We start from the raw sequence: 13,924 nt of genomic DNA, 5'->3' as shown, positions 1-13,924 counted from the left end.
TGAAATGTCAAAGTGTCGCCGCTTTTATTCCGCTGGAGTGACGCCGCGAAATTTTGGATAAACAACGTGATCTTCTCGCTTACAAAAATCGCTTTTTTGACCCCATCTTCACCGTTTGGTAACCCAGATTAAGTCAAATTAAGAGAAAGCGAACTGGACAATGCGGCTTCACAGCTCTTGCCGGTTCGTAAGTTATGAAGTGAACGACAAAAACTGGTAGGTAACATGTTTGGAAAATCAATCGTAGCGACCTCTGTGCTCATGCTTGGGCTGACAGGGACGGCTCTTGCCCAGACCCCAAGTCAAATCAGCCAGTTCAACGCATGGGGCGCCTATAGCTATCAGCAGGGCAAGGGCAAGGTTTGTTATGTCCTGTCCGTGCCTGTCGACAAGCAGCCTGTAAAGCTCGATCACGGCGACAACTTCTTCATGGTCAGCCAGAAGCCCGGGCAGAACGTCAGCTTCGAACCACAGTTCAAGGCGGGTTATGATCTTCAGGTCAATTCGAAGGTTACTGTAACCATTGATGCGCGCAGCTTCTCCATGTTCACAAATGGTAGCCATGGCTGGATGGAAAACGCAGCTGAAGAGCCGCAGCTGGTTGCAGCCCTTCGTACCGGTCATACCATGTCCATCAATGCGGTTTCCAAGCGCGGCACCAAGACAAGCTACACCTATTCGCTCAAAGGCGTTTCGGCTGCGCTCAAGGCCATCGCCACCTGCAAGTAAGCCCATCGACACTTCCCCGATGGAAAGGCCGGACATCCGCTGTCCGGCCTTTTTGCATGTGGAGGTGACGGCACGGCCAGAACGTGGTATGAGCCGCGCTTCACGAAAGAATGTTAGAAAATCCTATGTCCGTTTTGCCTGAGACCCAGTCGTTTGCCCGGGACAAATCCCGTGATGCCATGCTTGCCGCCATGAATGGCAAGCCAACACTGATCGGCCTGTCACGCGCCGAGATGGGCGAAGCATTGGCTGAAATTGGCGTGGCCGAACGGCAGATCAAAATGCGCGTCGCACAGCTCTGGCACTGGCTCTATGTGCGCGGCGTGTCGGATTTCGCTGATATGCTCAACATTTCCCGCGATATGCGCGAACTGCTGGATCGCCATTTCACCATTGCCCGGCCTGAGATCGTCGAGGAACAGATTTCCACCGACGGTACCCGCAAGTGGCTTTTCCGCTTTCCACCGCGCGGCGCAGGCCGCCCGGTTGAGATTGAAACCGTCTATATTCCCGAAGAAGGCCGCGGCACGCTGTGCATTTCCAGTCAGGTGGGTTGCACACTGACCTGCTCTTTCTGCCACACAGGCACACAGAAGCTGGTCCGCAACCTGACGGCAGAGGAAATCCTCTCGCAGCTTCTGATCGCGCGTGACCGGCTCGGTGACTTCCCGGATCGCAACACGCCCGATGGCGCCATTGTGCCTGCCGAAGGCCGCAAGGTCTCCAACATCGTCATGATGGGCATGGGCGAACCGCTGTACAATTTCGAGAATGTAAAGAAGGCATTGCTGATCGCCTCTGACGGTGACGGCCTGTCCCTGTCGAAGCGCCGCATTACGCTGTCCACATCAGGCGTTGTTCCGGAAATCTATCGCACCGGTGAGGAAATCGGCGTTATGCTCGCCATTTCCCTACACGCCGTAAACGATGATCTGCGCGATATGCTGGTGCCCATCAACAAGAAGTACCCACTCAAGGAATTGCTTGATGCCTGCCGGGCCTATCCGAGCCTGTCCAATTCCAAACGCATCACCTTTGAATATGTGATGCTTCGCGGCGTTAACGATTCGCTTGAAGATGCCAAGGAATTGGTGCGGATGCTCAGGGGCATTCCGGCCAAGATCAATCTTATACCGTTCAACCCATGGCCCGGCGTGAACTACCAGTGCTCGGAATGGGAACAGATCGAAAAATTTGCCGATTACGTCAACAATGCAGGTTATGCCTCGCCGATCCGCACACCGCGCGGTCGCGATATTCTGGCGGCCTGCGGACAGTTGAAATCGGAATCGGAACGGATGAAGAAGACAGACCGTCTCGCATTTGAAGCGGCCATGATCGCTGGGCACGGCGAAGATTGAGCCAGTTTGCCCTCTACCTCTTCCGCTTTACCCTGATCGTATTCGGTTTTGTCTGCGCTATCTTCGCAGCTTCGCTCTTTCTCAACCTGTTGCTGCTCGGCAGCTCGGAGTTGATCGGCAGCGATGGCCCGTTTCTTTATCTCACCGTTCCAGCCTTCGCCGTGGTCATCGGTTATAGTGTGTTCATACCGGCTTTCATTCTCATCGTATTTGCAGAACTGACCGCCTGGCGTGACTGGCTCTTCTATACGCTTGGCGGTGCGGCAACAGCTGTGGTCGTCATCGTTTGGAAGTGGCGCCCGCAAACGGAAGACATTGATACTTTTGCAGCAATTCTTGCCACAGGCGTTGTTGGCGGTTTTGTCTACTGGCTCGTTTCAGGACGCAGCGCCGGATTGGTCTTGCCAACCCGGCCAAGCGATCCTCGCGCTTAAACCCCAGCTTCTATTTCGCCTGCGCCATCAGGATTTTTGCGGCAAATGCCGAGAACACGCCAGCAAACAGCCAATCGGTCACGCGGGTTACTGTCGGATTCTTTTTCAAAAGGCCGGCGAAGCGATCAGCCGCAAGAATCATCGGTGTAACAACAGGCAGCGACAGCGGAATGAAAAGCAGGCCAAGGAAGAAGAGCTTGCCCGGCGCATGCGGATCATTTGCCGAAACAAATTGCGGCAGGAATGTCATGAAGAACAGGATGATCTTCGGGTTAAGCAAATTAATGCCAATCCCGGTCAACCAGTTCTGGAACAGCGTATGCGAGGGGCCACTTTTCTTTTCCGGCGAAAACGCAGAACCCTTGCGAATAGCCTGAAATGCAAGCCAGACAAGGTAGCCCGCTCCTACAATCTTGAGAACAAAAAAGGCCGTCGGCGACGCAATAATCAGTGCGGAAAGCCCGAGCGCCACCATCGTCGTATGTACGACAATCCCGCAATTGGCACCCGACAGGCAGGCAAAACCCGCCGCCTTGCCTTCGGATAGGGCCCGGCCAACAAAAAGCGTCATGTCAGGTCCCGGCGTGATGGACAAGACAAAAGTTGCAATCGCAAATTGCAGGATAATCGGCCATTCTGGAATGAAGGTCATCGGGCGCTCCGTCGAAACTCGCGGAAGCTAACGCGGACGCATTGTTTTGGCCACTCGATTTTGACGGTTCTTGGTGTTTTTCTTTTATCGTTACCTCAAGGGCTCAATTCTCTCTTTCTTGCGCGGCGACTATACGCTGTACGAGACTGCGAAACTGTGCGAGCGCGGGCACGGGATGGGCCTGACGCATGGCCAGAAGCAGGGGCGCTATCAATCTTGAACTGCCTGCAACCGCTTTATAGACAATACCTTCTCCACCCAGACGCTGCATGGACGCGGGCACAAGAGAAATTCCGAATCCCGCGGCGACCAGACTGAGCGTCGCTGTTAAACGCGGCGCCTCCTGTGCCACAACAGGGCTAAATCCAGCTTCGCGGCACGCTGTGAGGATCGTGTCATAAAGGCCCGGCCCCGCCGATCGGCGATAAAGAATAAAAGGCTCACTGGCCAATTCGGTCAGCAGCAAGCGTGACGCGCTATCCGTTGCAAGCCGGTGTCCGACCGGGAGTGCAACGAGCATTGGCTCTTCCAGCACTGAATCGATCCGCAAACCCGGTGTACGGCCAACAGGCGAGCGAATAAAGGCAGCGTCCAGTCGCTCATGCAGAAGGGCGTCCACCAGTTCGGCAGTGCCTGCTTCTTCAAGCGAAACCGAGACCTGCGGGAGGTTTTCACGAAAGGCACGCAGCATCTTCGGCACGATGGGGTGAAGGGCAGCAGAACTGGTGAATCCTATGGCAAGGTGGCCTTGTTCGCCCCGCGCTGCCCGGTGAACCATGGCGGCAACACCATCGGCACGCGCCAAAATGATCCTCGCCTCATCAAGCAGCACTTTGCCGGCCTCCGTCGGGCGAACCCCGCGCGGCATACGGTGCATCAGAAGAACCCCAAGATCGGCTTCAAGACTTTGAAGGAGACGTGTCAGCGGCGGCTGTTGCATACCCAATCGCTCCGCCGCACGCGTTACATGCCCTTCTTCTGCAAGAGCAACAAAGGCTCGCAACCGCCGTAGATCAATCAAAGCCATACCTTTTAAGTATTAAAATTACTAAAACCATGCATTGGAAATCATAGGGCGAGGCGTTTATTCTGCCAACATCCAATTTTACGATTGAGGTATCAGTATGCTCCACGCCCTCCCATCTCCTGCCGGTCCGATAGCCATAGGAGGCCTGTCGTGAGCTGGTCCGCTGAACAATATGTCAAATTCGAAGATGAGCGCACACGTCCCGTGCGTGATCTGCTGGCGGCGGTTCCGGGCGTTTATGCCCGCTCGGCTGTCGACATTGGCTGTGGGCCTGGCAATTCCACCGAAGTTCTGATTGCCCGTTTTCCCAAAGCCGCTGTGACGGGAATAGACAGTTCGGAAGATATGATAGAAGCGGCCCGCAAGCGACTGCCTGAAGTCACATTCGAGGTGGCCGATATTGCGCGCTGGAACGGCAACGGACCTTATGATGTCATCTTGGCCAATGCCGTCATCCAGTGGCTTCCCGATCACGCCACGCTCTTGCCGAATCTGATCAGCAAACTCGCAACGGGCGGTAGTCTTGCCGTCCAGATCCCTAACAATCTTGATGAGCCAACGCACCGATTGATGCGGGAAATCGCATCCGACGGACCATGGGCCGCTAAATTATCAGCAGCGGCTGGCCAGCGATCGCCACGGCAAAGCGCGGAATGGTATTATCGCATATTGCGCCCAATATCCTCCAAGGTTGATATCTGGCAAACCACCTATCACCATCCACTCGCCGGTGGTGCGCCAGCCGTTGTAGAATGGTTCAAGGGGACGGGTCTGCGGCCATATCTTGATCCACTTGATGAAAACGAACGGGCGGCCTATCTCGAACAATATACACGTGCGGTCGCAAAGGCTTATCCGGCATTGCCGGATGGCACTGTCCTTCTCCCCTTTCCACGGCTGTTCATGGTCGCTACACGCTGAAAGCAATATTCCAAAACACGCAAAGCAAACTTCCAATGCAAATGGCGGCCAATCGGCCGCCATTTGCATTTAGAGTTTCAAAATGCTGACATCTGGCAGCCTTAATTAAATACCTTTCCCCAGTCAGTTGAAAAACGTGTTCTGTAATGACACTGCAATCATTGCACGCCAGAACGGACCAGTATTTCAGCCAGAGAGCCGTATGGTTTATTATCGAACAACATCTGCCGCATGTGGCAAGGCGCCCTATGGCTTTGGCGCCTGGAGCCAACCAGCGCTTGCTATCAGCCTTATGATCCTGTGGGCAGCACTTGCTATCCTGTTCAATCATGTGCCGGAGATCGATAAATCAGTCACATCGCTGTTCTTTTTTGCGTCCGATTGCGTGACAACCGTTGGGGCCAAGATTTGTGGAGATTTCCCGGCGGCAGAGGTTCCTCTCCTCAAGACATTGCGGCGCGCTTTTTATGCACTTCCAATCGTGGCAGCTTCCGTGATCGTCACGATTGCGTTGCGCGATCTCGCCTCCGGTCTGCGCTGGAGCCATGAAAGAATCCGCATCTCAACGGTGGCTCTCGTCACACTGGCTATTGGGCCCGGACTGCTGGTCAATGCTTTCATGAAAGAATTCATCGGACGTCCCCGCCCGGCGAACGCACTGCTTTTTGGCGGCGAACAACCTTTCGTGGCAGCTGCGCAGTGGTCGAATGCCTGCCAGCACAATTGCTCTTTCGTTTCGGGAGAGGCCGCCGGCATAGCCTGGCTTATCTGCCTACTCCCTCTATGGCCACATGAAGTCAGGCGAAGACTGGCGTTGCCCATAATGGTCATCATCATTGTCACCGACGTGCTGCGGGTTGCTTTCGGTCGGCACTACATTTCAGATGTGATACTGGGGTCTCTCTCAACCGTGATCGTCTTTTGTGTGTTGACCTGTCTTTGCGAGATGTGGACCGCGCGCCGCTTTCCCCGCGTCTGATACACACGATCAAAGCTGATCTTGCCAACATTGCCCCAACTGATAAAAGAACCCCACCTTCATCAAAACGACAGCAGGGCTGCCAGGCAGTCAGGGAAACAGAATGAACAAGTGGAAAGACGTCAAGAAAGTCGTGCTGGCCTATTCGGGCGGTCTCGATACATCCATCATCCTCAAATGGCTGCAAACGGAACTCGGCGCGGAAGTCGTCACCTTTACCGCTGACCTTGGTCAGGGCGAAGAGCTGGAACCAGCGCGCAAGAAGGCCGAGATGCTCGGCATCAAGGAAATCTATATCGAGGATGTGCGTGAAGAATTCGTCCGCGATTTCGTCTTTCCGATGTTCCGCGCCAATGCCGTTTATGAGGGCGTCTACTTGCTCGGTACATCCATTGCCCGCCCATTGATCTCAAAGCACCTTGTGGAAATTGCTGCCCGTACCGGCGCCGACGCAATCGCCCATGGCGCGACCGGCAAAGGCAATGATCAGGTGCGCTTCGAACTCTCCGCCTATGCGCTGAACCCCGACATCAAGGTTATCGCCCCATGGCGTGACTGGACGTTCAAATCCCGTACCGACCTTATTGAATTTGCCCGCGAGCATCAGATTCCGATCGCCAAGGACAAGCTCGGCGAAGCCCCGTTCTCCGTCGATGCGAACCTCTTGCATTCGTCTTCCGAGGGTAAGGTTCTGGAAGACCCGTGGCAGGAAGCGCCTGAATATGTGCATCAGCGCACCATTTCGCCCATGGATGCACCCGACAAGGTGACCGAAATCGAGATCGCCTTTGAAAAGGGCGATGCCGTGGCGATTGATGGCAAGCCGCTTTCACCGGCAACACTGCTGAAGACGCTCAACGATCTGGGCCGCGACAACGGCATTGGCCGTCTTGATCTGGTCGAAAACCGTTTCGTTGGAATGAAATCACGCGGCGTCTATGAAACACCCGGCGGTACAATCCTGCTCGCGGCGCACCGCGCCATGGAATCGATCACGCTGGATCGCGGTGCAGCCCATCTCAAGGATGAGTTCATGCCCCGCTATGCCGAACTCATCTATAATGGCTTCTGGTACTCACCGGAGCGCGAGATGCTGCAGGCCATGATCGACAAGAGCCAGGAAGATGTGGAAGGCGTCGTGCGCCTCAAGCTCTACAAGGGCAATGTGATGGTCTCAGGCCGCAAATCGAAGAAGTCGCTCTATTCCGATGCGCTCGTCACTTTTGAAGATGATCGTGGCGCCTATGACCAGAAGGATGCCGCGGGCTTCATCCGCCTGAACGCCCTGCGCCTGCGGACGCTGGCCGCGCGCAAGCGTAATAGCTGATAGCAAAATGCAGATGATGACGGGGCGCAAGCCCCGTTTTTCGTTTGGGTGACAAGCTTTCTGGCACTGTTGACTTGTGGTCGCTCCATTGCCGCCTTAGATGTTAGAACCACAGTTCATCATCCATGCCGGAGCTTTCCCATGTCCTTAGAAAAAACGTCTATCAACCCTGCATTGACGGACTGGACCGGACCGCTCGGACTCCCCGATTTCACAGCCTTTACGGATGATGATTTCGCTCCGGCCTTTGACGCGGCCCTTGCGGCTGATCTTGCCGATGTGGAAGCTATCGTCAATCATCACGAAGCGCCGACCATTGAGAACACGCTGAAGGCATTGCAACTATCAGGTGAAGGTCTGGATCGCGTTTCCTCCATCTTCTGGTTACGCGCTGGTGCGCACACCAACGAGGCGATTCAGGCGCTGGAGCGTGTCTTCGCGCCCAAAATGTCGCGCCATTACTCATCAATCATGATGAACCCGCAGCTGTTTGCCCGTATTGACTCGCTTTACGAGCAGCGGGATTTCCTTGGCCTCGATGCGGAAACCGACCGCGTTCTGGAAAAGACATGGAAAGGTTTTGTGCGCAGCGGTGCGCGGCTCGATGAACAGGGCAAGACCCGTCTTGCCGATATCAATGAAAAACTGGCCAGCCTTGGTGCGCAGTTCGGTCAGAATGTCCTCAAGGACGAAGCTGATTGGGCGCTGTTCATAACCGACGAAGCACAGATGGAAGGTTTGCCCGATTTTGTCCGCGCCGCCATGCGCGGCGCAGCTGAGGAACGGGACCGGCCAGACGCCTGGGCCGTCACCCTCTCTCGCTCGATCATTGAGCCCTTCCTCTCCTTTTCAGAAGACCGTTCCCTGCGCGAAAAAGCGTTCCGGGCCTGGGCCGCACGCGGCGAGAACGGTGGAGCAACGGATAATCGCGCCATCGTTGCCGAAATGGTGTCGCTGCGTGCCGAAAAAGCCAAGCTGCTTGGGTATCACAGCTTTGCCGCCTACAAGCTTGACGATACTATGGCCAAGACACCCAAGGCCGTCATGGATCTGCTGGAACCCGTCTGGGACAAGGCGCGCAACCGGGCTGCTGAAGAAGAGATTGATTTGGAACGCCTGATCGCTGCGGAAGGCCGCAACCACAAGGTGGCGCCGTGGGACTGGCGCTATTACGCCGAAAAGCTGCGCAACGAGCGTTTTGCTTTCGACGAGGCCGAACTTAAACCCTATCTCCAACTTGAGAAGATCATCGAAGCCTGTTTCGATGTGGCTACGCGTCTCTTCGGTATTCGCTTTGAAGAAAAGACCGGCATTCCAACCTGGCATCCCGATGTGCGTGTCTGGGAAGTGCAAAATCCTGACGGCAGTCGTCGTGGCCTTTTCCTCGGCGACTATTTCAACCGGCAATCCAAACGCTCCGGTGCATGGATGAGTGCGTTGCAATCTCAGCATAAGCTCGATGGCGGCCAGAAGCCGATTATTTACAACGTCATGAACTTCGCCAAACCTCCAAAGGGCGAACCAGCGCTTCTTTCACTGGATGGCGCACGCACTCTTTTCCACGAGTTTGGTCATGCGTTGCATGGCCTCCTGTCCGATGTGACATGGCCAGCCGTCTCCGGAACGTCAGTTTCGCGCGATTTTGTCGAACTGCCATCACAGCTTTACGAACATTGGCTAACGGTGCCGGAGGTTCTGGAAAAATATGCGGTGCATTACCGTACCGGTGAAGCCATGCCAAAGGCGCTTCTCGACAAGGTACTTGCAGCCAACACGTTCAATGCCGGTTTCAATACGGTGGAGTTCACCTCCTCCGCACTGGTCGATATGGCCTTCCATGCGGACGGCACGCCTCCGGTTGATCCAATCCAATTTGAGGCCGATACGCTGAAAGGCCTCTCCATGCCTGATGCCATCATCATGCGTCATCGCACCCCGCACTTTACCCACGTATTCTCCGGCGATGGTTACTCCGCTGGTTACTATTCCTACATGTGGTCGGAAGTGCTCGATGCCGATGCTTTCAAGGCATTCGAGGAAACTGGCGATGTTTTCAACGCCGATCTCGCGAAAAAGCTGAAGCAATATATCTATTCGGCCGGCGGCAGCCGCGATCCGGAAGAATTGTACAAGGCCTTCCGTGGCAAGATGCCAACACCGGACGCGATGATCGAAAAGCGCGGCCTTGCCTGAAATCAAAAACCCGCCGCGCTCTAGCGAGTGCGGCGGGTTTTTCTCAATCGATCAAGCCTTGGCAAATGCCAGCAGATCCTTGTTGAGCAGATCCTTGTGGGTGGTTGCCAGACCATGCGGTGCGCCCGGATAGATCGTCAACTTTGAGCCTTTGACCAAAGTTGTGGCGATCTTGGCTGAATCATCGATTGGCACGATCTGATCGTCATCCCCATGGATAAACAGGGTCGGTATGTCGAACTTCTTCAGATCTTCCGTAAAATCCGTTTCGGAGAATGCCTTGATGCAATCAAGTTCATTCTTCAGCCCGCCCTGCATGCCCTGAAGCCAGAAAGCATCGCGTACACCTTGCGAAACCTTGGCGCCGGGACGATTGGCTCCATAGAAAGGTGTCGTCAGGTCCTTGAAGAACTGCGAGCGATCAGCAGCTACCCCATCGCGAATGCCATTGAACACTTCGATCGGCAGACCACCGGGATTGGCCGCCGTTTTCAACATTAACGGTGGCACAGCGCCGACCAGCACCGCCTTGGCCACGCGCTTGGTGCCATGGCGACCGATATAGCGGGCAACTTCACCGCCACCAGTTGAATGGCCAACGTGAATGGCGTCTTTCAGATCAAGCTTTTCGACAAGTTCTGCCAGATCGTCGGCATAGGTATCCATGTCGTTGCCGTTCCACGGCTGACTGGAACGGCCATGGCCGCGCCGGTCATGCGCAATGGCGCGGTAGCCGTTCGAGGCAAGGAAAACCATCTGATCTTCCCAGGCATCGGCATTCAGCGGCCAGCCATGGCTGAACACAACCGGCTGTCCTTTGCCCCAATCCTTATAGTAGATCTCGGTGCCATCTTTCGTCGTGAATGTTGTCATGACCTTTTGTCCTTTGACTGGCTCTTTAGATTTGGTTTTGTTCGGCTTGTCTGCTGCTTGCACACCGCCGACCTTGAGACTGACGGCAGCAACAAGACCTGCACCTGCTGTCAGAAAGGAGCGGCGGGACGTCAGAAGAGTTTTGTTCTTGCTCATGGTCGTCATTTCCGTGAACCGCTGGATTAACCGCGGCCTAGTTGATGGAGATACGAACGTTCAGATTGCTGCGGGTGGCTTCCGAATAGGGGCAGACGATGTGTGCGCCATCGACGATTTCGCGTGCAGTTGCCGCATCGATGCCGGGCAATGTCACCGCAAGAGCAACATCAAGGCCAAAGCCCTTGCCGTCCTCACGCGGACCAATACCGACTGTCGCAGTAACCGATGTGTCATCGGACAATTTGATTTTCTTCTGCGAGGCAACAAACTTCATTGCACCGATGAAGCAGGCTGAATAACCGGCCCCAAACAACTGCTCGGGATTGGTGCCTTCCGCCCCGTTGCCGCCGAGTTCCTTCGGTGTCGACAACGTCACTTTCAGGCGGCCATCCTCACTGGATGCACGGCCATCGCGTCCGCCGGTTGCTGTCGCTTTGGTGGTGTAGAGAATGCTCATGGTGGGCTCCTTGGGTTATATCGATAATTCGATGCGTATTAAGTTGCACACAATTGAATTGCGCGCAATAGGAAACTGTATATGAGTTACGAAAAATTAAATGATGCGCAATTTAATTGCTTTGTGTATGATGTGCGGGAATACCGACGGAGTAATGACAATGGAAAAGGCAGGCATGAACAATCAGGAATCTCTCCTCAAGTTGGAGAATTTTCTCTGTTTCGCCATCTATTCCACCGCCAACGCGGTGACGCGCGCCTACCAGCCTCGTCTTGCAGCGCTGGGCCTGACTTATCCGCAATATCTTGTGATGGTCGTCCTGTGGGAAGAGGCGAACCAGACTGTGAAAGCAATCGGTGACAAGCTCAGTCTGGATTCCGGTACGCTGACGCCCCTGCTCAAGCGATTGGAAACCGCCGGACTGATTACACGCCGCCGCGACACCGTGGATGAGCGTCAGGTTCTAATTGGTCTAACTGCTGATGGCCGGGCGATGCGCGCGCAAGCCGAGGCCGTACCTGTTGCCATGGGTAAGGCCTTCGGATGCACTATGGATGAGGCAAAATCTCTAAGATCGGAACTGATCACCATGCGGGACAATCTGGTCGAAAGTATAGACGAGGTAAAATAGCGGATCGCTTAAGCCGCTTTTTGTATTGGCAATTGCAGGCGAATACGCGCACCGCGCCACGGTCCGGTCAATATATCGACTCGCCCGCCATGCAATCGGGCAATCTGACGAGTGAGGTTAAGGCCGAGACCAGCCCCGCTGGAGCGAGGCCGCAGACGGTAGAAGGGCTCGAACACATGTTCATGCTCTTCCTCCGGAATACCCGGTCCTTCATCACGAACTTCAATACCACCCGTCTCGTCAACCAATACGGTGATTGTTCCCTTCCCGTCGCAATGCTCGATTGCATTGCGGATGAGGTTTGCAACAGCCTGTTCGATCTGCAACGTATTGACCTGAACATAGACTGGCTTTGCCGGTGGTTCGAAGGAAAGATCGTAACCCGCAGCAATTGCCAAAGGCGCAAAATCCGCAACGATCTGACCAGCCAACGGTACGAGATCGACAACCTCACCCGGCCCAACCGGCTGGTCAAGCAATTGACGGTCGAGCAATTGCTGCGCCAGATGCGACAAACGCTCGATATCCTGTAGCAAACGGGCACTTTGCGGATCTTCCGTCAGAAGCTCAGCTCGCGTTCGCAGGATAGCAATGGGCGTACGCAGCTCATGTGCCGCATCCGTCAGAAAGCGATTGTGCTGATCATAGCCCTGGCCAAGCCGGGCAAGCGCGTGGTTGAAAGCCTGAACCAGCGGCGTAATTTCCAGCGGCACCTGTTCGATGGGCAATTGCATTGCACGGTTATTGATATCAATACGTCCCGCCTGAGTGGCCGTTGCAACAAGCCCAGCCAGCGACCGCCGCACAACTGCCGGTGTTGTAACCAGTGTCGTCACGCCCATCACGATGATAATGGGCAGAAGCAGCGCGATGATGACGATAATGAGAACCGGAACGACCCTTATCCAGGCCGTACTACCATCCGGATTGCGCGCCATATCCACTTGCATATCAATATTGATTTCCAGGCCCTCGTTTTCATCGCGAGATGCCCGCGTAGAGGTGATGACCTGGATGGGGCCGGCCTTGGTATCGATTTTCGAGACGACAGCTTCAGGGCGTAAATCACCCTCGCTAAAGCCAACAGTCGCATGATCTACGGCCTTCAATAGATCGCTGGTATCATTCTCATAACCAAGGGGGATATCGCCCTGCTGTACGGACTGCCCGCCTGTATCGCGCGCAATGAACCACAGTCTGGGAAACTCCTCGCGGAATGCATTCAGTTCTGCAGTGTCACGCACGATCAGCTTGCCGTCGGCATCCCGGTCGATTGCGCTTTTCAGAAGATCCACAGCCGCTTCATTATCGACAAGCAGCTTTGGATTGGCCACCCACAAGACCAGCGAAAACAGCCCGATGAAGATAAGCAGCGTCGTTGCCTGCAGCACAATGAGCCTGCGTACCAGAACCCATTGCAACGAGCGCGGACGAATTTTCTTCATGCAGTTGCCCGTAACAGATAGCCAAGATTGCGTATAGCCCGTATCTCGACACCTGCGGCCACATCTTCCAGCTTGCGCCGCAGCCGTGACACATGGGCATCAAGCGCATTCGAGCCAATCTCATCATCCATGGCATAGACAGATTCTTCGAGCGTGGCGCGCAGGACAGTACGCCCCGGCCGACGGATCAAGGTCTCAAGCACCAGCCTCTCCCGCCGCGGCAATTCCAGTGGCTGATCATCAATGAGCGCCTCACGGTGGCGGAAATCATAAGTCAACCGGCCAATGACTGTCTGCTCTGCACGTAGGGTGAATGGACGCCGGTGCAATGCGCGCAAGCGCGCCATCAGCTCTTCCGTGGCAAAAGGCTTGACCATATAGTCATCGGCACCCGCATCCAGTCCGGCAACGCGATCATTAAGGCTGCTCATGGCCGTCAGTACGATCACCGGCGCATCAACATGCAGGGCCCGCAGACGCGGAATGAGGCTCAAGCCTTCGCCATCCGGCAACCGCCTATCCAGCACCACAGCGTCATAGGGACCAAATTTTGCCATAGCCTCGGCATCGGCCAATGTCGATACATGGTCGACGATCACATCGCGACGCTCCAGCGCGGCTTTCAGGACCGAAGCCATCTCAGGCTCGTCCTCAAGCAGCAAGATGCGCATTGAAATTCTCCATTGGTAAAACACCGGCAATAAGGCCCGCGTGTGGTAACAAAATCTTTATCATG

14 protein-coding genes are annotated in these 13,924 nt (G+C 55.1%); 8 read left to right on the top strand and 6 right to left on the bottom strand.

All coding sequences use genetic code 11. The features are described 5' to 3' along the window. Nucleotides 1-225 precede the first annotated feature (225 nt). The 3 genes from FHW17_RS03500 (at nt 226) to FHW17_RS03490 (ending at nt 2,524) form a co-directional block, all read left to right on the top strand. On the top strand, nt 226-729 hold the full coding sequence (locus tag FHW17_RS03500; RefSeq protein WP_091879417.1) for an invasion associated locus B family protein: 504 nt from the start codon (nt 226-228) through the stop codon (nt 727-729). A gap of 179 nt (nt 730-908) precedes the next feature. Continuing rightward, nucleotides 909-2,090, top strand: coding sequence for a 23S rRNA (adenine(2503)-C(2))-methyltransferase RlmN (gene rlmN, locus FHW17_RS03495; protein WP_227988229.1), 1,182 nt, complete (start codon nt 909-911; stop codon nt 2,088-2,090). Continuing rightward, complete coding sequence (locus FHW17_RS03490) at nt 2,087-2,524, top strand: hypothetical protein (protein ID WP_091879414.1); 438 nt, start codon at nt 2,087-2,089, stop codon at nt 2,522-2,524. Before rlmN ends, FHW17_RS03490 begins: the two co-directional genes overlap by 4 nt. A 10-nt stretch (nt 2,525-2,534) precedes the next feature. Here the strand turns inward: FHW17_RS03490 and FHW17_RS03485 are convergent, their stop codons facing one another. Together FHW17_RS03485 and FHW17_RS03480 are read right to left on the bottom strand one after the other, a co-directional pair. Next, nucleotides 2,535-3,176, bottom strand: a complete 642-nt coding sequence (locus FHW17_RS03485) for a LysE family translocator (protein ID WP_091879412.1) — start codon at nt 3,174-3,176, stop codon at nt 2,535-2,537. 103 nt (nt 3,177-3,279) lie between these two features. After that, entirely contained in the window at nt 3,280-4,203 is a 924-nt protein-coding gene (locus tag FHW17_RS03480; RefSeq protein ID WP_182509221.1) for a LysR family transcriptional regulator, read from the bottom strand. 114 nt (nt 4,204-4,317) lie between these two features. Between FHW17_RS03480 and tam the strand changes: the two genes are divergently transcribed. The 4 genes from tam (at nt 4,318) to FHW17_RS03460 (ending at nt 9,623) form a co-directional block, all read left to right on the top strand. After that, the gene (tam, locus tag FHW17_RS03475) at nt 4,318-5,124 is read left to right on the top strand and encodes a trans-aconitate 2-methyltransferase (RefSeq protein WP_348643706.1); all 807 of its coding nucleotides are present in this window, start codon (nt 4,318-4,320) and stop codon (nt 5,122-5,124) included. Nucleotides 5,125-5,326: 202 nt separating this feature from the next. Continuing rightward, nucleotides 5,327-6,103, top strand: coding sequence for a phosphatase PAP2 family protein (locus tag FHW17_RS03470; protein WP_112522800.1), 777 nt, complete (start codon nt 5,327-5,329; stop codon nt 6,101-6,103). A gap of 103 nt (nt 6,104-6,206) precedes the next feature. Then, nucleotides 6,207-7,430: an argininosuccinate synthase gene (locus FHW17_RS03465; protein ID WP_112522799.1), complete on the top strand. Its 1,224-nt coding sequence runs from the start codon at nt 6,207-6,209 to the stop codon at nt 7,428-7,430. A 141-nt stretch (nt 7,431-7,571) separates the two neighbouring features. Continuing rightward, a complete protein-coding gene (locus FHW17_RS03460; RefSeq protein WP_112522798.1) occupies nt 7,572-9,623 on the top strand; it encodes a M3 family metallopeptidase in 2,052 nt (683 codons plus the stop codon). Nucleotides 9,624-9,674: 51 nt separating this feature from the next. On the opposite strand, the gene FHW17_RS03455 is transcribed toward FHW17_RS03460, so the two are convergent. After that, on the bottom strand, nt 9,675-10,496 hold the full coding sequence (locus FHW17_RS03455; protein ID WP_112523103.1) for an alpha/beta hydrolase: 822 nt from the start codon (nt 10,494-10,496) through the stop codon (nt 9,675-9,677). A 193-nt stretch (nt 10,497-10,689) separates the two neighbouring features. Next, nucleotides 10,690-11,112, bottom strand: a complete 423-nt coding sequence (locus tag FHW17_RS03450) for an organic hydroperoxide resistance protein (RefSeq protein ID WP_091879403.1) — start codon at nt 11,110-11,112, stop codon at nt 10,690-10,692. Nucleotides 11,113-11,266: 154 nt separating this feature from the next. Here FHW17_RS03450 and FHW17_RS03445 point away from each other — a divergent pair, with 154 nt between their 5' ends. Beyond that, a complete protein-coding gene (locus FHW17_RS03445; RefSeq protein ID WP_112522797.1) occupies nt 11,267-11,743 on the top strand; it encodes a MarR family transcriptional regulator in 477 nt (158 codons plus the stop codon). A gap of 8 nt (nt 11,744-11,751) precedes the next feature. Here the strand turns inward: FHW17_RS03445 and FHW17_RS03440 are convergent, their stop codons facing one another. Further along, nucleotides 11,752-13,188 carry a HAMP domain-containing sensor histidine kinase gene (locus FHW17_RS03440; RefSeq protein ID WP_182509218.1) on the bottom strand — a complete coding sequence of 479 codons (1,437 nt, stop codon included), beginning with the start codon at nt 13,186-13,188 and terminating at the stop codon, nt 11,752-11,754. Beyond that, nucleotides 13,185-13,859 (bottom strand): response regulator transcription factor, encoded by a 675-nt coding sequence (locus tag FHW17_RS03435; protein WP_091879399.1) that lies wholly within the window; start codon nt 13,857-13,859, stop codon nt 13,185-13,187. The genes FHW17_RS03440 and FHW17_RS03435 overlap by 4 nt, the downstream gene beginning before the upstream one ends. Nucleotides 13,860-13,924: the final 65 nt, after the last annotated feature.

The sequence above is a fragment of the Phyllobacterium sp. P30BS-XVII genome (assembly GCF_014138335.1).
In the GTDB taxonomy this organism is placed as follows: domain Bacteria; phylum Pseudomonadota; class Alphaproteobacteria; order Rhizobiales; family Rhizobiaceae; genus Phyllobacterium; species Phyllobacterium meliloti.
The sequence above is the reverse complement of the archived record's forward strand: the minus strand, read 5'-3'. Positions and strand labels throughout refer to the sequence as shown.